This is a genomic window from Flavobacterium cauense R2A-7 (genome assembly GCF_000498475.1).
Lineage (GTDB): Bacteria > Bacteroidota > Bacteroidia > Flavobacteriales > Flavobacteriaceae > Flavobacterium > Flavobacterium cauense.
The window spans coordinates 327,213-347,099 of record NZ_AVBI01000019.1; the positions used below are offsets into that span (position 1 = coordinate 327,213).

Below are 19,887 nucleotides of genomic sequence, written 5' to 3' on the forward strand. Positions count from 1 at the left end.
AATGAGACACTTAGTTTATATATTTTCGATTTTATTTTTCAGTTTCACTGCATCGGCTCAAAATTCACAAAAAGCAAAAGAATTATTAGATGATGTTTCCGCAAAAGTGAAAAGCTATGATAATATTGTAATCAACTTTACTTATTCCCTTCAGAATTTAAAGCAAAACATCAATCAGGACAGCAAAGGAAATGTTACCCTGAAAGGCAATCAGTATGTGCTGAATTTAATGGGTGTCACTAAAATTTTTGACGGAAAAAAGAACTACACTATCGTACCTGAAGACGAGGAAATCACGGTTTCCAAACACGATGATAACGATACCAGTGCTTTAACTCCTGCTAAAATGCTGACGTTTTTTAACTCGGGGTTCAAATATTCCTGGGATATCCTGCAAAACGTTAAAGGCCGACAAATACAATACGTAAAACTGACCCCGATAAACACAAAAGACAATCGAAAAGAAATACTGTTAGGCATTGATGCTCAGACCAAAAACATCTATAATTTGATTGAAACCGGCAAAAATGGTTCGAAAACCACGATCACTGTTAATTCTTTTAAAACAAATCAGCCTATTTCGAAAAATCATTTTACCTTTACCCAGAGTAAATACCCCAATTACTACATCAATAATTTAGACTAGATTTCGGGTGAAAATTTTAGATCGTTACATTCTTAAATCCTTCCTGATTACATTTGCCTCGGTATTTGTAATCCTTTTTTTTATATTCGTTTTACAGGGAATTTGGCTTTTCATATCTGAACTTGCAGGTAAGAATCTGGATTTTATGGTAATCGTGAAATTTTTAGTATTCTACTCCCCTAAAATTGTTCCGCTAGTATTGCCATTATCGATTTTACTGGCTTCTATTATGACTTTTGGAAGCTTTGCCGAAAATTACGAATTTGCTGCCATGAAATCTGCAGGAATCTCATTGGGCAGAGCCATGAAAGCATTAACGGTTTTTATCTTCTTACTAAGCTTTGCCGCATTCTTTTTCGCCAATAACGTAATTCCGAAAGCCGAATATAAGTTTATAAATCTCCGTAAAGACATTCTGCAAACCAAACCGGCTATGGCCATTGCTGAAGGTCAGTTTAATACTATCGGAAATTCAAATATTAAAGTAGACAAAAAATCCGGAGAAAACGGAGAACTACTGGAAGGTGTTACCATGCATGTTAAATCAAATCAAGGATTTGGAAACAAAACGGTTATTAAAGCAAAAAGCGGTATCCTTAAAAGTGAAGAAGGATCCAACATTCTTAAACTGGATTTAATCGACGGTTATTACTACGAAGATATTTATCCGAAAAAATATGAAGAACAAAACAAAGTTCCTTTTGCCAAGGCTAGCTTTAAGAAATACAGAATTAATATTGACCTTACCAATTTAAATAAAAGTGAGGAAGCCGGCGAAATCGTAAACACCAATACGATGCTTAATGTAAACGAATTGAATTTTACTATTGATTCACTTCAAAAAAGTTTTAATAAAGACGTAGTTTCATTTACCGAAAATATCTCTCAGGGTGTTGAATTTACCTTAAAACCCAAACCAGGAACCGACAGCGGAAAATTTAAAAGCACTGATGACATATTAGCGTCTTTTACGAAAGAAGAAAAAAGCAGAGTTTACGAAACGGCATTAAATACAATCTCCAGCACCGATTTTTCAATACAAAGCAACAAAAATGATTTGTTTGAAAAACAGAAAAACATTAACAAACACTGGATTGCACTACATGAAAAATTTGTGGTTGCGTTCTCCTGTTTGCTTATGTTCTTCATAGGAGCACCATTGGGAGCAATCATTCGAAAAGGTGGATTAGGACTACCTATTGTCTTTGCCGTTTTAATTTTCATAACCTTCCACTTTATCAATACGTTCGGTAAGAAAGTAGCACAGGAAAACGGAATGCCTCCTTTTTTAGGCACATGGCTTTCGTCATTCATTTTAACCCCTTTGGCTGTTTCTTTAACGTATAGAGCCACAAACGATATCGGTGTAATGGTCAATTTCGATTGGATTACCGAACCGTTCCAAAAACTATACACTAAAATATTCAACAACAATAACAACGAATCTGATAATAAAGAATAAAATGCTAACTACAGAAAACATACAACTCAACACCATTGAAGAAGCCATAGAAGACATCCGTCAGGGAAAAGTGATTATAGTGGTGGATGACGAAGATCGTGAAAATGAAGGTGATTTTTTGGCTGCAGCCGATAAAGTAACTCCGGAAATGATCAATTTCATGGCTACTTACGGAAAAGGACTTATCTGTACGCCTTTAACAGAAAAACGTTGTAAAGAATTAGATCTTCATGCAATGGTTGGAAACAACACCGACCCTATGCAAACGGCTTTTACCGTTTCGGTAGATTTAAGAGGAAACGGAGTAACCACAGGGATTTCAGCTTCCGACAGAGCTAAAACTGTTGAAGCATTGGTTGATCCAAATACAAAACCATTCGAATTAGGGCGTCCCGGACATATTTTCCCATTAATAGCAAAAGAAGGTGGTGTTTTACGACGTACCGGACACACGGAAGCGGCTATCGATTTTGCTCGTTTGGCTGGATTTCGCCCCGCAGGTGTGATTTGTGAAATCATGAACGATGACGGAACCATGGCACGCCTACCCCAATTAGTAGAAGTAGCCAAAAAACTAGATTTGAAACTGGTTTCCATTGAAGATTTGGTAGCATACAGAATGCAACACGACAGTCTTATCCATAAAAAAGAAGATTTCGAGATTCAAACCCGTTTTGGTGAGTTCCGTTTACGTGCTTATTTACAAATTACCAACAAACAGGTTCATATTGCCTTAACCAAAGGAAGTTGGAGTGCGGGAGAACCTATTTTAACGAGAATCAATTCCACTCATATCAATAATGACATTTTAGGAACATTAACAAATAATGATGCCGACAAAAAACTGGATGATATGTTTAAACGTATCAATGAAGAAGGAAAAGGCGCTATCTTGTTTATCAATCACCAAACCCAATCTTCCGATTTATTAAATCGCTTGTCAGAATTAAAAGAATTACAGGAAAAAGGAGTTCATAAAGCACCTCAAATTAAAATCGATATTAAAGATTTTGGAATCGGTGCACAGATTTTACACGATTTGGACATTTCAAAAATCAAATTATTATCCAATTCTGAGCAAACAAAACGTGTGGGAATGATCGGATACGGACTTGAAATCACAGAATACGTAGGATTTTAAAAAAATATTTCATTTTTTTTTATTTTGTAAAATAAACGAAATGAAAGAGTTAAAAAAAGATTGAAATTTATTTCCGATTTTTACCCCTAAAAGGTTTGCAGAAATAAAAAAACCGTCTATATTTGCACTCGCAATACGGAAGTAAAGCGAGACATACTGGAGAAATGGCAGAGTGGTCGATTGCGGCAGTCTTGAAAACTGTTGACTGTAACAGGTCCGGGGGTTCGAATCCCTCTTTCTCCGCTGAAAAAAATCCTAAACGGTATCAAAACCCTGAAAATCTTATGATTTTCGGGGTTTTTTGCTTTTGCTCATATACCAAATTATTCATCGAATCTTATCGCTAAAGGGACTAAATCGAGACCCTAGAAAAAACTAGAAATCTTGGGTCTCGCTAAAATCCCTTAATCCTTGCAAACACAGGGCTTACGATTGTAAAGTGATAGCTTGTTCATTCAGTAAACATCTTGTTTGACTTGAATTAGGAATTTAAATTGATAAATAATTAATCAGTCAGTAAAATGAAAGCGAAAGTAAATCTGCATTTTTATGCAAAATCCACCAAGGCTAATGCTAAAGGGCAATTTCCAATTTATGTCCGCCTAACAGTAAATGGAATCAGAACAGAATTCAGTACCAAAAAATTTATTGACCCAACCCGATGGTTATCGGAAGCATGTAAAATGAAAGGTACTACAGAAGAAGCCCGTTCAATTAATAGTTATCTTGATTTAATAAAATCCAAAGTGCTGGATATTCAAATGGAACTTATACATAAGAATCAACAGTTGAGTATTGAAAACTTTAAAGAATTACTTTTTGGTTCGGAAGAAAAACAGCGTATGCTTGTCCCAATCTTTCAAGACCATAACAACAAAATAAAAGAGTTAGTAGGCAAAGAATATGCTCTAGGAACGTTAGAGCGTTATACTACTTCTTTGAAACATACAATTGAGTTTTTGGAATGGAAATATGGCATTTCAGATATTGAGATTTCCAAAATAAATCATGCTTTTATTACTGATTACGAATTCTATTTAAGAAGTGTTAGAAATTGCGCTAATAATACGGCTGTAAAATACATCAAGAACTTCAGTAAAATAATCAAGATTTGTTTGGCTAATGATTGGCTGGAAAAAAATCCATTTGCAAACTATAAAGCAAAAGTTAAAGAGGTTGAGCGTGTTTATTTAACTGAAGAAGAGGTTCAGAATATTATAGAAAAAGATTTAAAGAACGATAGACTTTCACTTGTTCGTGATATATTCCTTTTTAGCTGTTTTACAGGACTAGCTTACATTGATGTCAAAAACTTGACAAAATCCCATATAAGCATTGGAATTGATGGTGAGAAATGGATTTTTACGCATCGTCAAAAAACAGAAAGTGCTTCAAAGATTCCAATTCTTCCAGTTACTCAAATGATAATCGATAAATATGAGAATCATCCACAATGTGTTGGAGAAGATAAACTACTCCCTATTCTTTCAAATCAAAAGATGAACGCTTATCTAAAAGAGATTGCAGGGATTTGCAAAATTGATAAAGAATTAACCTTTCACATTGCCCGACATACTTTTGCTACTACTGTAACTTTAACAAATGGTGTTCCTATTGAGAGCGTTAGCAAAATGCTTGGGCATAAAAATTTGAGAACTACACAACATTATGCCAAAGTTTTGGATAGAAAAGTGAGTGAGGATATGAAAATTTTAAAAAGCAAACTTTCACAAAGTGTATTAAAAAGAGCTCAATAAATTTCTTGTCCTAGTTCAAGATTTCGTTAAGTATTTGATTAATATCTTTGTATAATAAAATTTGTAAATCAAATGAAAAAATTAAATTTTTTAGTAATCGGGAAAAACAAGCCTATATTAGATGTACTTGTACGTTTATTAAATGAGAATACTGATTGGTCTGCTAGTGGATTTATTAATGAAGAAGAAGTATTTGCTAATGTTAATTTATTGAATTTTGATATTCTACTTTTAAGTTGCGGAATTGAAGATTTTACAGAGCAGATGATTAAAGAAAAATCAAAAAAAATAAACCCTAAAATATTAATTATTCAACATTATGGTGGTGGAAGCGGATTATTAAAAAATGAAATTCTGTTTGCATTGAGTGAGTTTAATAATTCAGAGTGTTTTTAATAGTAACTAATAAAATTATTTTATGTTTGAAAATATAGATGCATTTGTAAATAGATGTGCAAGTTTTACAGAAAGTGAACTTGACATATTTCACTCTTTGATTGATTTTAAAACCGTACACAAAAAAGAGTACTTATTACGTGAAGGACAAATTTGTGACTTTGAAGCTTATGTTTTAAAAGGGTGCGTAAGAAATTATTTTATAAATGAAAATGGATTCGAGGTTATTATACAATTTGCAATAGAAGATTGGTGGATTAGCGATATAGCGAGTTTCCATGAAAAAACCCCAAGCAAATTATACATAGAAACTCTTGAAGATTGTGAACTATTTTTTCTGTCTTATGAGAATAAAGAAGAATTATTAAAAAGAGTACCCAAGTTTGAAAGGTTCTTCAGGTTGATGGTTCAAAAAAATCTTTCTTCTACACAAAACAGATTAATTAACACAATTGCAAAATCTGCCCCAGAAAAGTATTTAGACTTTATAAAATTATACCCTACAATTCCTCAAAGAGTTCCCCAACATTATATTGCTTCTTATCTTGGCATATCAGCTGAGTTTCTCAGTAAGATAAGAACAAAACTTTCAAAACAATAGATTTTAGTTTTTGGTTTTTCATTGTGATTCACTTCCTGTTAACTTGTTTGTTTTCAGGAAGTTTTTCTTTATGGCCAAATTACTTTCTTGAACTAGTTCAATGCACAGGTTTAATTTTCAAAGGAAATTTGTCATGTAAGTATTAAGTCAAAAGCTTTAAACACGTTCTTGAACTAGTTCAATGCATAGAAATAAAAACGAAGCGAAATTTGTATCATCAAAACTTAATTATTAGAAATTATGGACAGAAAAGAATTTTTAAAAAAAGGATTATTTGGTACAGGAATGTTTGCCGCAACAGCAGCATTCGGGAATATACTTAAAAATGACATCGACGAAATCGAGCCATTAGAAATTTTGGGATTTAATCATATACCTAATACAAAATCAGATATTATGGACAATACTGTTTTACATAAAGCCGATACAAGAGGTCTTGCCAATCATGGTTGGTTAGAAAGTCATCACACCTTCAGTTTCGCTAATTATCATAATCCGGAAAGAATGCATTTTGGTGTGTTGCGGGTTTTGAACGATGACCGAGTTAATCCGGGAATGGGTTTCGGAACACATCCACACGATAACATGGAAATTATCAGTATTCCATTAGAAGGTGATTTAGAGCACAAAGACAGTATGGGAAACACTACAGTTATTAAAAACGGAGATATTCAGGTAATGAGTGCCGGAACAGGAATTTTTCATAGTGAATATAACAAAAATCAGGACAAACTGGTAAAGTTCCTTCAAATTTGGGTATATCCTAACCAAAAGAACGTTACACCGCGATACGAGCAGATTACATTGGATAAAAAAGAAAGAAAAAACAAATTTCAGCAAATTCTTTCGCCAAATGCCAACGATGCCGGAGTTTGGATACATCAGGATGCGTGGTTTCATTTAGGAAATTTCGATAAAGGAATTACCTCTAATTATAAAATCAAAAAAGCAGGAAACGGCGTTTATGCTTTTATCATCAACGGGACAGCAACCATTGGAAATCAAAAACTAGACAAACGTGATGGTTTGGGTATTTGGAATACAGGTGAATTTAATATAACCGCAGATTCTGATAATACTGAAATTCTATTAATGGAAGTACCTATGTCTTTATAATAATCAAAACAACAACATTAAAAATCATTTAAAAATGGCAAAATCAAATTGGGGAATAGACCCTACACATTCAGAAATTGGCTTTAAAGTAAAGCACATGATGTTTACAAATGTATCTGGAAAATTTAATGCTTTTGAGGCTACAATCGAAAATGAAGATGACAATTTCGAAACTTCAAAAATTAATTTCACAGCAGAAACGGCTTCGGTAGATACCAATAATTCCGATAGAGATAATCACTTAAGAAGTGCTGAATTTTTTGAAGCAGATGTTTATCCAAAACTTTCTTTTGTATCAACTAGCATCAAAAAGAAAAGCGAAAATGACTATGAAATACACGGCGATTTAACAATAAAAGACGTGACTAAAAACATAGTCTTAGAAACAGAATACAGCGGACTAATGAAAGACCCATGGGGTAACACTAAAGCGGGACTATCATTAAACGGAAAAATAAACAGAAAAGATTTTGGTCTTACTTGGAATGCAGCTCTGGAAACAGGTGGCGTATTAGTAGGTGAGGAAATCAAATTAGCTTCTGAAATTCAATTAATTAAACAATAAATATTAACACAATTTAAATTTTAAACAAGATGAAAAAAGTAATTTTAACTTTAGTATTAAGCTTATCAGCTTTAACAGGATTTGCACAAAAACCAAGTCCAGAATTATTAAATCCAACAAATCATGCCTTAGTGTTAATTGACCACGAAGGACAAATGGCATTTGCTACAAAAAGCATTGATGCTATCGAATTGAGAAACAACGTAGGTTTAGTTGCAGGTGCTTCAAAAATATTTAACGTGTCAACAGTTGTAACTACAGTTGCTGAAAAATCATTCAGCGGACCAGTATTCCCTGAAATTTTAGAAGCTTATCCAAACACAGCTCAATACATCGACAGAACTACGATGAACACTTGGGAAGATGTAAGTGCTCATAAAGCAATTACCGGAAAAGGTAAAAAGAAATTAGTATTTGCAGGTTTGTGGACAAGCGTTTGTATTGTTGGACCAGTATTATCATCAATCAGCGAAGGATATGAAGTATATGTAATTACTGATGCTTCGGGAGACGTTTCTAAAGAAGCCCATGATCAAGCAGTGACTCGTATGGTACAAGCTGGAGCAAAACCAATCACATCATTACAATATCTTTTAGAATTGCAAAGAGATTGGGCTCGTGGCGAAACTTATGTGGCTGTTACAACTTTAGCTAAAAAATATGGTGGTGCTTATGGTTTAGGTATACAATATGCTAAAGAAATGTTGAAACACTAAGATTTATCAAATAAAGGCAGGCAAAATACCTGCCTTTTTTAAACTCAATACACTATGAAAACAATTTATACAGTTTCTCTTTCGTTATTGTTTGCCGGTGTCTCTTTTGCTCAAAAAGCCGACGTGATTGTTATTAATGGTAAAGTAACAACACTCGACGACAAAAACCCTGAAGTTCAGGCGGTGGCTATCTCCGGAAACAAAATTACTCAGGTAGGAACAAACGCACAGGTTCTCAAACTAAAATCAAAACAAACAAAAATTATTGATGCCAAGGGAAATCGTGTAATTCCTGGGCTTTTCGACAGTCATTTACACGTGATTCGCGGTGGTAGATTTTATAATACAGAATTGCGCTGGGACGGAGTAACTTCGTTAAAACGTGCTTTGCAAATGCTGAAAGAACAAGCTTCGCATACGCCAGAAGGTCAATGGATTCGTGTAGTTGGGGGTTGGAACGAATATCAGTTCGAAGAAAAACGATTACCAACCATAGCCGAAATTAACGAAGCCACCGGAAATGTACCTACGTTCATTTTGTACCTTTATGGAAAAGCATGGTTAAACAAATCGGGAATTCAAAAATTGAACATCAATGCCGACACGCCTAATCCAGCTGGTGGACTTATCGAAAAAGACAACGACGGAAATCCAACCGGATTGCTAGTTGCCGAGCCGAATGCGTTTATTTTGTATTCAACCTTGGCTAAATTGCCTGAATTGACAAAAGAAGAAAAAGTAAATTCGACTTTGCAATACATGACCGAATTGAACCGTTTGGGTGTAACTGCCGTAATGGACGCCGGTGGTGGTTTTCAAAACTTCCCAGACGATTATGGTATTACCGAAGAGTTAAACAAACAAGGAAAAATTACCATGCGCTTGCCTTTCTTTTTGTTTGCACAGAAAAAAGGAACCGAATTAGCTGACTATACCAAATGGACAGGAATGGTCGAAATTGACGACCACGGACATAACGGAATTAACGAAGTCGATTATCACGTAGAAGGTGGTGGCGAAAACTTGGTTGCTGATGCAGCCGATTTTGAAAATTTCCTTTTCCCACGTCCTGAATTACCAGCTACTATGGAAAAAAATCTTAAAGATGTCATCAGTCTGTTGGTAAAAAAACGTTGGCCTTTTCGTTTACACGCAACGTATAACGAAAGTATTTCGAGAGATTTAGATGTTATTGAAGCTGTAAACAAAGAAACACCACTCAACGGATTGGTTTGGTTTTTTGACCACGCCGAAACCATCAGCGAGCAAAACCTGCAACGCATTAAAGCTTTAGGCGGAGGAATTGCAATTCAGCACCGAATGGCTTATCAGGGCGAAAGTTTTATTCATCGTTATGGTAAAAAAGCCGCTTTGGCAGCACCGCCGGTTAAACGTATGTTAGAATTGGGCTTGCCTGTTGGTTTGGGAACCGATGGAACACGTGTTGCTAGTTATAACCCTTGGGTTTCGTTATATTGGATTACCACCGGTAAAACTATTGGAGGAACTCAGGTTATGGCAAAAGAAAATACATTGGATAGAAAAACAGCTTTAAAACTGTTTACTAAAGGTGGATTTGATTTGATTAAAGAACAATCAAAAGGAAAAATTGAAAAAGGATATTTTGCCGATTTGGTTATCCTAGACAAAGATTATCTTTCGGTTGAAGACGAAGCTATTAAAGGAATTACTTCAAAATTAACAATTGTAGATGGAAAAGTAGTTTATGGTAACGACGAATATAAAACCGTTGCACCAGCTGCTTTACCAGTAATTCCAGAATGGAGTCCTGTAAAATACTTTGGTGGTTATCAAACCAAATAATTCTTAAAAATGCTGTGTTTTTTGAAGTACAAAATAACACAGCATTTCTTTTAAAAACGATTTAGTTATGAAAAATCTAATTCAAAAAATAACAAATGTTTATCCGTCTGCTTATGTAGTCGATATAGCGTTATTGGTATTCAGAATATCACTTTCGGTAGAATTAATGGTGGCGCACGGACTTAAAAAATTGGGAATTGGAGTGGCTGCTGCCGAGCAAGTACCCAATCCGTTGCATTTGCCAGAAGCTTTCAATAGCTTGTTTGCCAATGCTGCTAATCTTTTTTTTCCAGTATTGGTCATTTTCGGATTCTTTACCCGAATTGCCGTTTTACCTATATTGGCAGTAACACTCACTGGATATTTCGTTTTGCACTGGAATGATTCTTTGTTGATAAAAGACACGCCATATATGTATAGTTTATGTTACTTGTTGTTATTTATTCTAGGTTCTGGAAGATATTCTCTTGATTATTTTATTAATCAAAAAGCACGAAAATGAAAAAAACACTTTCTATACTGTTATTTATAAGTTTGTTATCTGTAAAAGCTTTATCGCAAACAGCTCCGAACTTTAAGTCATTACGATATGATGAAGATTATTCTTATCTAAAAAATGATAGTACCCTAAATTGGTATGATAAGATGAAATATACTCCTTTATCTAAAGAAGGAAATACGTTTATCAGTTATGGTGGAGAAGCTCGTTTTCAGTATTTTTATACCAAGAATGAAACTTGGGGAGATGATCCTAAAGACAATGATGGTTATGTAATGAGTCGTTTTCTTTTTCATACTGATTTTCATGCTGGAAAAACTTTTCGCCTTTTTGCTCAATTGCAAAGTAGTTTAGTTGATGGTAGAATACAGCCTAGTCCTGTAGAAGAAAATCCACTTGATTTACATCAGGCTTTTGTCGATGTTAATCTGATTGCTTCAGAAAACACAAAATTTACTTTTAGAATAGGAAGACAGGAATTGATGTACGGCTCTCAGCGATTAGTTTCTGTTAGAGAAAATCCGAATAATCGCCAGTCATTTGATGCTGTAAGAGCTCTTTTTATTAAAGAGAATTATAAATTTGAAACTTTTTATGGGCATTATGTAGCTTCTAAAAGAGAAATATTTGATGACCATTTCAATAAAAACACGAAGTTGTGGGGAACTTATTTTACTTTCAATCATTTACCTGTAGTTAAGAATATCGATTTATATTATTTAGGTCTTTGGAAAAGAAAATCCGCTTTTAATGACGGTGTGGGTAAAGAATTACGTCATTCTGTTGGTGTGAGGTTATTCAGTACAAAAGAAGATTGGAAATACGATACTGAAGCAGTATATCAATTTGGAGATTTTTGGGCGAAAAATATTTCGGCTTGGACAGCATCAGTTAATACTTCTTATAAGTTTAGTGGTTTAAAACTCAAACCGGAAGTTGGTTTAAAAACAGAATTAGTCAGCGGAGACGGCAATATGAGTGATAATAAGCTTCAAACCTTTAATCCGTTATTTCCTAAAGGAGCTTATTTTGGTTTTGCAGCATTAATCGGTCCTTCAAACCTTATAGATGTTCACCCTTCTGTTTCGTTAGAGCTATCTAAAAAAGTTAGTTTTGATGTTGATTATGATTTATTCTGGAGACAACAAAGTAAAGATGGATTATATGCTCCCAATGTAGCACTTATTTATTCTGACGGTACTACCAATGAAAAACATATTGGTAATCAATTATCAGGCACACTAAATATTAAAGCTAATGATTTTTTAAATTTAAGAGGAGAATTTACATGGTTTGACTCAGGTAATTATCTAAAAGAAGTCGGTTCGGGTAAAGACGTAGTATTTGCCGGATTTACAGCTCAATTAAAATTTTAACAATTGAAGAAGATTAATACCATAGCATTTATTTTTAGTTTTATTGCCGGTTATGTGGATACTGCTGGTTTTATTGCTCTTAGCGGTATTTTTACGGCTCATGTTACTGGCAATTTAGTACTGGTTGGTGCTAGTTTTAATAATAGTCATTATGAAACGAATATTTTACAGTTAATATTAATACCGATTTTCTTTACAAGTGTTTTTTTAACCTCAATTTATTTTAAAATTAGTAAAACAGAAACTTATTATAAGTTGAAAATTGCATTATTAGTTCAAGCTTGTTTACTTCTGATTATGTGCTTTTTACAAAATCAATTTAGTTTTTTGGCAATAGGAACAATTGGTGTTATTGCTATGGGAATTCAAAATGCCTATATGAAAATTATTCTGAATAAATTATTACCTACTACGGTGATGACAGGAAACGTAACCTTATTAGCAATTGAAGCAAGTAATCGTTTTTTAAAACAGAATGTAAGTAATGTTCTTAGAATAATTTCTCCAATATTAGGCTTTTTATCAGGAGCTATAATTGGAGCCATAATTGTTCATTTTATAGGGATAAAATCTTTTTTAATTCCATCTGTAATAATTTTATTGATGATTTTAATTACTAAAAACAATATTTGGAGAGAACTAGTTTTAAAATCTGTTGGAGAATGAATCTAAAATTTTCTTCATAATAAAATCAATGCAAATAATCAATAAAAACAATTAGTGTAGAAATAGCACTTAAACTTAAAAAAATATGGAAACAGAAATTGTAATCAAAGAACAAGACAATAAAGGGTTTGCAATCGCAAGTGTAAATTCTCAAAAAGCCGGAGTAATGACCTACTCAATTACTAATAGTGATTTTATTATTATTGATCACACAGAAGTCGAACCTGAATTTAAAGGTGTTGGTAAACAACTACTTTACAAAATTGTTGAAATGGCTAGAGAAAAAAACATCAAGATAATACCATTATGTCCTTTTGCCAATGCAATGTTTAAAAGACTACCGGATATTCAAGATGTTTTAAAAAAATAAAATATGACAAAAACTAGATTAGAAGCTTTTAGTGATGGAGTTATTGCAATCATAATAACAATTATGGTTATTGAATTTAAAACACCTGGTAACTCTTCTTTTGAGGAATTATGTAAATTAATACCAAAATTTATTATTTACTTATTGAGTTTTGTTTACCTAGGAATTTATTGGATAAATCATCATCATTTAATCCATAACATTAATAAAATAAACGGTAAAATTCTTTGGGCAAATTTGCATCTTTTATTTTGGTTATCATTCTTCCCATTAGCAACCAGTTATGTGGGTGAATATCATTTTAAAGAAATTCCAACTGCATTTTATGGTTTTGTTTTATTAATGGCAAGTGTATCTTGGAGTATATTAGTCATAACTTTAAATAATTCAACAAAGAAAGAAGGAGAAAAAATATTACATGAGAAACTAAATTTCAAATCTTACCTTTCTATATTTCTATACTTTATTGGTTTTCTGTTGAGTTTTATAGCTCCAGTCATTGCATCTGGTATTTATGTTATTCTGGCAGTCATTTGGTTTCGACCTAATGAATAAACATATTATTTATGCTACTTAATGAACTTTCTAATTAACTCACCATAATTTGCAATTAATTGAATTCAAAAGCTTCAAATCTTATTATTAACTTAAACGAGCAATTAAATTTTATAGATTTAGAAATTGATAATATAATTACAAAAAGTGAAAAAGCAGTTGACATCATTTTAAAATCAATGACAAATCTTAAAAAGATTGTTCAAAAAAATAAATTTAAATCAGATAGCGAAGAAATATTATTTTTTAAAGAGATTAAGCCTCAACTCACATCAAAACTTATTTATTACAATATGATTTATAAGATTGAAATGAAAAGACCTAATGGTGGAAATCGAATACTGAAAAAATATTACCATAATGAACTTTCAAAGCTAAAATCATTTTTCGATAACGAATTAGAATTTTACCAATATTACCGGTCGGGAAGTATTTATCTTGATTATAAATATTTTCAAAGAGGAAAATTTGACATCAAATTGGCATTAGATAGCTATTATTTTGAAGCTGATACTTCTTTTTCAACATCACACGATTTTAAAGTAGCACGAATTTTAGCAAATGATTTAATTCAATTATATTTAGAAAACCAATTAGTTATGATTGAAAATAAAGATGGCTTCGAAAAATCACAACGCAAACCAAACATTAAATTGATGTGGACTGGCTCAAAAGTAGCCTTAACAGAATTATTGTACGCACTGCATTCAGAGGGTACTTTTAATAATGGAGCTGTCGATTTAAAAGATATTGCTGAATATTTTGAACAGATTTTTGAAATTGATTTAGGACAATATCGCCGTGCATTCCTTGAAATCAGGGCTAGAAAGAGCGACAGAACAAAGTTTATTAGTTCATTAAACGAAACACTTTTAAAAAGAATGGATAATGCAGATGATATTATTTAACTAAAAATCGTTCGCAACACCATCTCCGTTGTGAAATAAAATCCTCTAAACACAACAATTTTGTGTCATAACAATCTAAAACATACGTTATGGCTATCGAAGTAATTACCCGTGAAGATTTAAACGAATTCAGAAATCTTTTATTGAATGATTTAAAACAACTCATTCAACCACAATCTCAACAAATAAAGCAATGGCTCAAATCCAACGAAGTCCGAAAATTGCTTAACATTTCCCCCGGAACTTTACAAAATCTCCGTATTAACGGAACGCTCACTTTTACCAAAATTGGCGGAATCATGTATTATAACTATTCAGATATTGAAAAAGTTTTGAATGGCAATACACAAAAAAGGGGTTCTACTCTTTTCAAGTAATGTGATCCTATTGAATGAATTACATTAAGCATCTGACAGGTTTTTTCAATTGCATCGGCAATGAAGAAATAATTTACCCTACCCACATCAGTTTGTATTTAGCATTGTTTCAAAGTTGGAATGTAAATCGGTTTAAAAATCCAATTACAATTTCTAGGGATGAAATGATGAAAGCCAGTAGGATAGCCTCAAAAGCAACCTATCACAAATGTATTAAGGAATTACAATTGCTAGGATTCATAGAATATTTTCCATCCTATAATCCGTACCATGGTACAGAAGTAATATTGTATAATCTTTCTGATGGGAATAAGCGAAGAAGTAGTTCAATAATTGGCAATACAAAACCAATAATTGAACAAGTTAATGGTCAGGCTACTGAACATGTTATTGAACCCCATATATATAATAATAAACAAACATTTAAAAACAATAAAAACATATCTATTGAAAGCAATTTTGAGGATTCAATTGAAGAAGATTATTTAGAAGCTGATGAGAAAGAAAAAAAAAGTTCCGCGAAAAAAAAAGAAAGTCCAAGTTTAGAATTGGTCAAGGAATATTTCAAGCATCAGGATTATCCTGAGATTGAAGCTGAACGATTTTTTAATTATTACACAAGCAATGGCTGGTTAATTGGAGGGAAAACTAAAATGAAAGATTGGAATGCAGCCGCAAGAAATTGGGTGCTTACAACTTCTAAATTTTCAATGAATTCAACTCAGAATCGAGAGCAATCAAGAGCCAATAATTTATACACCCAAGAAGACAAAGACTATGCAGAACCATTGTAAGAGAATCAACTATGAATTTACAATACAATTATCCCGAAATTTTAGCTTGGTTGGAACAGAAAGGCAAACAAGACTATGGAGAAAAATTTCATTTTAAACAACAGGATACACCTAATATCATAAAGCTTGTAGCCTATTTTTTGAAAGATGAAACAAAAACTAATGAGTATGGCATCGATTTGACAAAAGGCATTCTATTATCGGGACCTGTGGGCTGTGGAAAGACAACTTTAATGACTTTGATGAAATATGTTGCCAAACAAAACAATCGCTTTTATTTGAAGACTTGTAGGGATATAAGTTTTGAATTCATAAAAGAAGGCTACGAAATAATACATCGATACAGTCGTGGCAGTTATTCCCAAACGGAGTATAAAAATTATTGCTTTGATGATTTAGGAGTTGAGCAAAACTTAAAATACTATGGGAACGAATGCAATGTAATGGCAGAAATTATTCTCTCAAGGTATGATTTATTCATAGTAAGAAAAGTACAAACTCATTTGACAACTAATCTTTCTGCTTCAGAAATAGAAACAGCTTACGGCAATAGAATAAGGTCAAGATTAAGAGGGATGTTGAATCTCATAGCATTTGAGAGAAATACGGCAGACAAACGCTAACTAAAAAAACAATATGAAAATAACCTTAAAAAAAATCAAGAAAATAGACATTGAGATAATACAATCTGAATTGCTAAAATTTATCCGAAACAAGGTTGATAATATTCATCATTGCAAGGATTATGAAAAGTATTGCAATGATATAATTGTTATTGATACCCTACAAACTATGTTCTACATTTTTAGAACAAAAATCGAAAGTAAAAAAGCCGATTCAAATATTAGCTTAACACCAACACAATCTGTTATTCTACTCTATTGTTGCCAGTGGGAAAGAAAAGAAAGAACTCAAGAACAGGGAATAGTAATGCAAACTATCTCTGATATAATTCATGAAAAACTTGTCAATATTTAAACTTAAAGTTATGAAAGTAAAAAACCGATTTAAAATAGTTTGCCTGAATATATTGGCATTAGTAATATGCTTTGCAATAATTGTAACCTCCCCATTGCAATTTTTAGATTTTATCTTCAAGGGCAAAAATCGAATCCTGAAGTATTTGGAAGATAAGGTTTTTAGAATCTTATTCCGAATAAATGATTTGAGAAAATAAATTTAACATGCAAAGTAGCTACAAATGAGTAAAAAAAATAAAAAAACGCTTCCGCATTCGGTAACTAAAGCTGAACTCATTGTAATGTATTGCAATCAGTTCAGCGAAGCTAAAATCAGGAACCAAATTAATGAAATCCTGAAAGAAAAGAACATTTCAAAAGACACTAAGATAATTCCACATCTGGAATTTATGGAATTCGTTGAAACCTATGGATTACCAAAAGGTTATTATCTTGATGATGATTGATTGCAATCAAATTGCAGTAATACCTAACAATACCTTTGAATACCTGAAAAATCATTGCAATACTTTATCATACCTCGCCATACTTCAAGGCGAGGTTTTTTTATTTCAAACATTTGCTTATGAAAGTTAGTAAATGAAGATGACCAAAGATGAAATCAACTTAATTCTAAAGCGCAGGATAAAAAACGGTGACGAGTTCAACCACTTGATTGAAAAACCTAAAGGACAAAAGGTAAAACTCAAAAAAGGTGATACGTTTTACTCGGTTTCAATGATGAAAGTTTGGGTGGAGACTTTTTATAAACAGGTTGCCAAACTATCAAAAATCCTCAAAGGAAAAACGATTCAAGAAACCTGTGATAAGATTCATTATTTTCTGTATTATGACATTCAGTATCAAGCAGATGGCGTGACACAGAATTTAAGAAGCCCTGCCAATAGTTGGTTTAACCGTCGTGAAGGAATTGATTGTAAAAGCTATTCGATTTTCGCCAGTTCGGTTTTAATTAATTTGGGAATCAAGCATTACATCAGGCAAATCAAACAGCCTAAGTTCAATCCAAAGCAGTACACTCATGTATATGTGATTGTACCTTTTAATCAAGAGAACGGAAAACTAGATAAAGGTCATGCAATTGTTGATGGTACAATACAAAGCAACAAAGAGCCAAGTTATACGGATAAAAAAGATGTTTTTATGGATCAGAAATTACCACACATAGGATTGAATTGTCCTGCTCCTAAAAAGAGAGGCTGGTATGTAACTAAGAAGCCTTGTAAAAAGGTTTATGAGTTGTACGATTTTGCTAGAAACGCTGAACAAGCGAAGAACATGTTAAAATCATTAGGCAGTGATGCAATTGCACATAAGTCAACAAGTGAAGGTGGAGCTTATAATATTTATGTCAAGATTAATAGTGTCTATGGAAGTAAAAGAGGGCTTAAAGGTATTGCAAAAAAAACAGTTCAACCTCGTAGAAGATTTCCATTTTAAATAACAGCGTATGATAATATTAGAAGAACAAACAGGTCTTAATGCGGGATTAAACCGAGGTTTCTTGAAAAGACTGAAATTCAAGAACCTCATTAAAATGGCAGTTGCTCCACATCTGTTAATCCCCAAAAACAAAAGAGGGATGCTCATTAAAGGAGCATTTGCACCCCATACTTTGATTAAAAAGAATCAAAGAAAACGATTAATCAAAGGAGTACTAGCACCACACACACTTTTAAAAAGATGATGATATGTTGATTTTAGAAGAACAAACAACAGGTTTGAATGCGGGTCTTAACAGAGGACTTAAAATTGGTAAAATGCTTAAGAAGAACATCCGATTAAAGAATGTATCGATTAAGAATGCCGTGAAAGTTGGTAAAAAATTAGTTCCAATTGCTTCTATGGCTATGAGTATTATTCCTGGAGGAGGTATAGTAAGCAAAGTGCTTGACAGCAAAGTAGGTAAAATACTTACCAAGGTTAAAAGCAGTAAAGCTATAAAATTAGCTACAAAATTAGGCAAAAGTAAAGTAGGCAAATTTGCGATAAATAATGTTGTAAAACCGACAATTAAAAATGTCTTTACAGGTAATCAGGCACAGCCTGTTTACAACGAACCACAACAAGTTGAAGCTTCCGAACCAGTTGAAGCAATGCCAAATGCGACTCCGACACCTGCACAATTGGAAACCATTGCAGAAGTAAAAGGGGTTCCGGCGGAATCCTTAACTACCGGCACAGTAGAGACCGGTGAGGCAGTTCCAAATGATGTGCAGCTTGAAACTATTTCCAAAGTAAAGGATATTCCTGTGCAAAATTTAAAAGAAGAAGCCCAAGCACAAAAAGAAATGGCACAAATCGAAAGCGGAACTACATCCACTGACAAGCCTAATTACACGATTCCTATTGTTATCGGTGTGGGTGCTGTGGGAGCCATCCTTTTAGCAACAAGTTCAAAAAGTAATTAATAAACATAGAAATGAAACAAGAATTAATAACAATCAGTTCAGCCGTTGTTGTAGGCGCTCTCTCAAGAGGTCTTACAGGCACTATGACCGAGACATCTTCCAACACGGTAAAAGGTGTTGTTAATGGAGCGGTTGCTGTTGGTGCCGGATTTTTAGCGGTAAAAGTAAACGGAAGCGATACCAAAAGTTCGCTTTTAAGAGGTTCAGCAATTGGTGTTTCAATTGCTCATGGATTGGAACTAGTGAAGAATATTTTTTCGTCTGAAAAAATAGCTTCAAAGCTAAATTCTGAAACAACAATTGGAAGATTTATGCAAAAGACGGCAGGTCTTTCAGGAGCGGTAAATGGCTTACAAGGTTATATTGATGCCTACGGTAATTATCACGAAGATGGTTTAGGAGGTTATATTGATATAAATGGCAACTACATTGAAAACGGCTTAAATGCCCATGAAGGTGATGGTTTGGGCGGTTATATTGACGACAATGGTAATTATATCGAAAGTGGTTTAAATGGTTACGAAGAAGATGGTTTAAACGGATATTTTGATGAAGCAGGAAACTATCACGAAGATGGTTTAGGAGGCTACATTGATGTTAACGGAAACTATGTAGAAGATGGCTTAAGTGGCTATGAGGATGAGGGATTAGGAGCTTATGAAGATGATGGCTTGGGTGCTTATATCGACGAAAACGGAAACTATATTCTGTAACCCACAACAAGAAG

Annotated in this window: 25 protein-coding genes and 1 tRNA gene; all 26 read left to right on the forward strand. The window is 33.2% G+C overall.

What is annotated here, in order from left to right:
• The first annotated feature begins 1 nt into the window (after position 1).
• The 26 genes from FCR2A7T_RS11505 to FCR2A7T_RS11630 all read left to right on the forward strand — a co-directional run bounded on the left by FCR2A7T_RS11505 (position 2) and on the right by FCR2A7T_RS11630 (position 19,873).
• The gene (locus tag FCR2A7T_RS11505; RefSeq protein WP_023571476.1) at positions 2-646 is read left to right on the forward strand and encodes a LolA family protein; all 645 of its coding nucleotides are present in this window, start codon (positions 2-4) and stop codon (positions 644-646) included.
• Positions 647-653: 7 nt separating this feature from the next.
• Positions 654-2,108: an LptF/LptG family permease gene (locus tag FCR2A7T_RS11510; protein ID WP_023571477.1), complete on the forward strand. Its 1,455-nt coding sequence runs from the start codon at positions 654-656 to the stop codon at positions 2,106-2,108.
• Position 2,109: 1 nt separating this feature from the next.
• Positions 2,110-3,249, forward strand: a complete 1,140-nt coding sequence (gene ribB / locus FCR2A7T_RS11515) for a 3,4-dihydroxy-2-butanone-4-phosphate synthase (RefSeq protein WP_023571478.1) — start codon at positions 2,110-2,112, stop codon at positions 3,247-3,249.
• A gap of 158 nt (positions 3,250-3,407) precedes the next feature.
• Positions 3,408-3,492: transfer RNA gene (locus FCR2A7T_RS11520), tRNA-Ser, on the forward strand.
• Between the two features lie 278 nt (positions 3,493-3,770).
• A complete protein-coding gene (locus FCR2A7T_RS11525; protein WP_023571479.1) occupies positions 3,771-5,006 on the forward strand; it encodes a site-specific integrase in 1,236 nt (411 codons plus the stop codon).
• 72 nt (positions 5,007-5,078) lie between these two features.
• Positions 5,079-5,402 carry a hypothetical protein gene (locus FCR2A7T_RS11530; protein WP_023571480.1) on the forward strand — a complete coding sequence of 108 codons (324 nt, stop codon included), beginning with the start codon at positions 5,079-5,081 and terminating at the stop codon, positions 5,400-5,402.
• Positions 5,403-5,424: 22 nt separating this feature from the next.
• Positions 5,425-6,003: a Crp/Fnr family transcriptional regulator gene (locus tag FCR2A7T_RS11535; protein ID WP_023571481.1), complete on the forward strand. Its 579-nt coding sequence runs from the start codon at positions 5,425-5,427 to the stop codon at positions 6,001-6,003.
• Positions 6,004-6,399: 396 nt separating this feature from the next.
• Complete coding sequence (locus FCR2A7T_RS11540; RefSeq protein ID WP_240471518.1) at positions 6,400-7,119, forward strand: pirin family protein; 720 nt, start codon at positions 6,400-6,402, stop codon at positions 7,117-7,119.
• A 34-nt stretch (positions 7,120-7,153) separates the two neighbouring features.
• On the forward strand, positions 7,154-7,684 hold the full coding sequence (locus tag FCR2A7T_RS11545) for a YceI family protein (RefSeq protein WP_035118313.1): 531 nt from the start codon (positions 7,154-7,156) through the stop codon (positions 7,682-7,684).
• 29 nt (positions 7,685-7,713) lie between these two features.
• Positions 7,714-8,400 carry a hydrolase gene (locus FCR2A7T_RS11550; protein ID WP_023571484.1) on the forward strand — a complete coding sequence of 229 codons (687 nt, stop codon included), beginning with the start codon at positions 7,714-7,716 and terminating at the stop codon, positions 8,398-8,400.
• Between the two features lie 54 nt (positions 8,401-8,454).
• Complete coding sequence (locus FCR2A7T_RS11555; protein WP_023571485.1) at positions 8,455-10,224, forward strand: amidohydrolase; 1,770 nt, start codon at positions 8,455-8,457, stop codon at positions 10,222-10,224.
• A 67-nt stretch (positions 10,225-10,291) separates the two neighbouring features.
• Positions 10,292-10,726, forward strand: a complete 435-nt coding sequence (locus FCR2A7T_RS11560) for a DoxX family protein (RefSeq protein ID WP_023571486.1) — start codon at positions 10,292-10,294, stop codon at positions 10,724-10,726.
• Positions 10,723-12,099: an alginate export family protein gene (locus FCR2A7T_RS11565; RefSeq protein ID WP_035118315.1), complete on the forward strand. Its 1,377-nt coding sequence runs from the start codon at positions 10,723-10,725 to the stop codon at positions 12,097-12,099. The genes FCR2A7T_RS11560 and FCR2A7T_RS11565 overlap by 4 nt, the downstream gene beginning before the upstream one ends.
• 3 nt (positions 12,100-12,102) lie before the next feature.
• Positions 12,103-12,765 carry a YoaK family protein gene (locus FCR2A7T_RS14835; protein WP_023571487.1) on the forward strand — a complete coding sequence of 221 codons (663 nt, stop codon included), beginning with the start codon at positions 12,103-12,105 and terminating at the stop codon, positions 12,763-12,765.
• Positions 12,766-12,850: 85 nt separating this feature from the next.
• On the forward strand, positions 12,851-13,135 hold the full coding sequence (locus FCR2A7T_RS11575) for a GNAT family N-acetyltransferase (protein ID WP_023571488.1): 285 nt from the start codon (positions 12,851-12,853) through the stop codon (positions 13,133-13,135).
• Between the two features lie 3 nt (positions 13,136-13,138).
• Positions 13,139-13,690 carry a TMEM175 family protein gene (locus FCR2A7T_RS11580; protein WP_023571489.1) on the forward strand — a complete coding sequence of 184 codons (552 nt, stop codon included), beginning with the start codon at positions 13,139-13,141 and terminating at the stop codon, positions 13,688-13,690.
• Between the two features lie 59 nt (positions 13,691-13,749).
• Positions 13,750-14,598 (forward strand): RteC domain-containing protein, encoded by an 849-nt coding sequence (locus FCR2A7T_RS11585; protein ID WP_023571490.1) that lies wholly within the window; start codon positions 13,750-13,752, stop codon positions 14,596-14,598.
• Positions 14,599-14,687: 89 nt separating this feature from the next.
• Positions 14,688-14,975 (forward strand): helix-turn-helix domain-containing protein, encoded by a 288-nt coding sequence (locus FCR2A7T_RS11590; RefSeq protein WP_023571491.1) that lies wholly within the window; start codon positions 14,688-14,690, stop codon positions 14,973-14,975.
• 92 nt (positions 14,976-15,067) lie between these two features.
• Positions 15,068-15,769, forward strand: a complete 702-nt coding sequence (locus tag FCR2A7T_RS11595; RefSeq protein ID WP_240471517.1) for a transcriptional regulator — start codon at positions 15,068-15,070, stop codon at positions 15,767-15,769.
• Positions 15,770-15,780: 11 nt separating this feature from the next.
• Positions 15,781-16,392: an ATP-binding protein gene (locus FCR2A7T_RS11600; protein ID WP_023571493.1), complete on the forward strand. Its 612-nt coding sequence runs from the start codon at positions 15,781-15,783 to the stop codon at positions 16,390-16,392.
• Between the two features lie 13 nt (positions 16,393-16,405).
• Positions 16,406-16,747 (forward strand): hypothetical protein, encoded by a 342-nt coding sequence (locus tag FCR2A7T_RS11605; RefSeq protein WP_035118318.1) that lies wholly within the window; start codon positions 16,406-16,408, stop codon positions 16,745-16,747.
• 223 nt (positions 16,748-16,970) lie between these two features.
• Positions 16,971-17,195 (forward strand): hypothetical protein, encoded by a 225-nt coding sequence (locus FCR2A7T_RS11610; protein ID WP_023571494.1) that lies wholly within the window; start codon positions 16,971-16,973, stop codon positions 17,193-17,195.
• Between the two features lie 133 nt (positions 17,196-17,328).
• A complete protein-coding gene (locus FCR2A7T_RS11615) occupies positions 17,329-18,189 on the forward strand; it encodes a transglutaminase-like domain-containing protein (RefSeq protein ID WP_035118320.1) in 861 nt (286 codons plus the stop codon).
• 10 nt (positions 18,190-18,199) lie between these two features.
• Positions 18,200-18,436 carry a hypothetical protein gene (locus FCR2A7T_RS11620; protein ID WP_023571496.1) on the forward strand — a complete coding sequence of 79 codons (237 nt, stop codon included), beginning with the start codon at positions 18,200-18,202 and terminating at the stop codon, positions 18,434-18,436.
• 4 nt (positions 18,437-18,440) lie between these two features.
• Entirely contained in the window at positions 18,441-19,160 is a 720-nt protein-coding gene (locus FCR2A7T_RS11625) for a hypothetical protein (RefSeq protein WP_023571497.1), read from the forward strand.
• Between the two features lie 11 nt (positions 19,161-19,171).
• Complete coding sequence (locus FCR2A7T_RS11630) at positions 19,172-19,873, forward strand: hypothetical protein (RefSeq protein ID WP_035119049.1); 702 nt, start codon at positions 19,172-19,174, stop codon at positions 19,871-19,873.
• Positions 19,874-19,887: the final 14 nt, after the last annotated feature.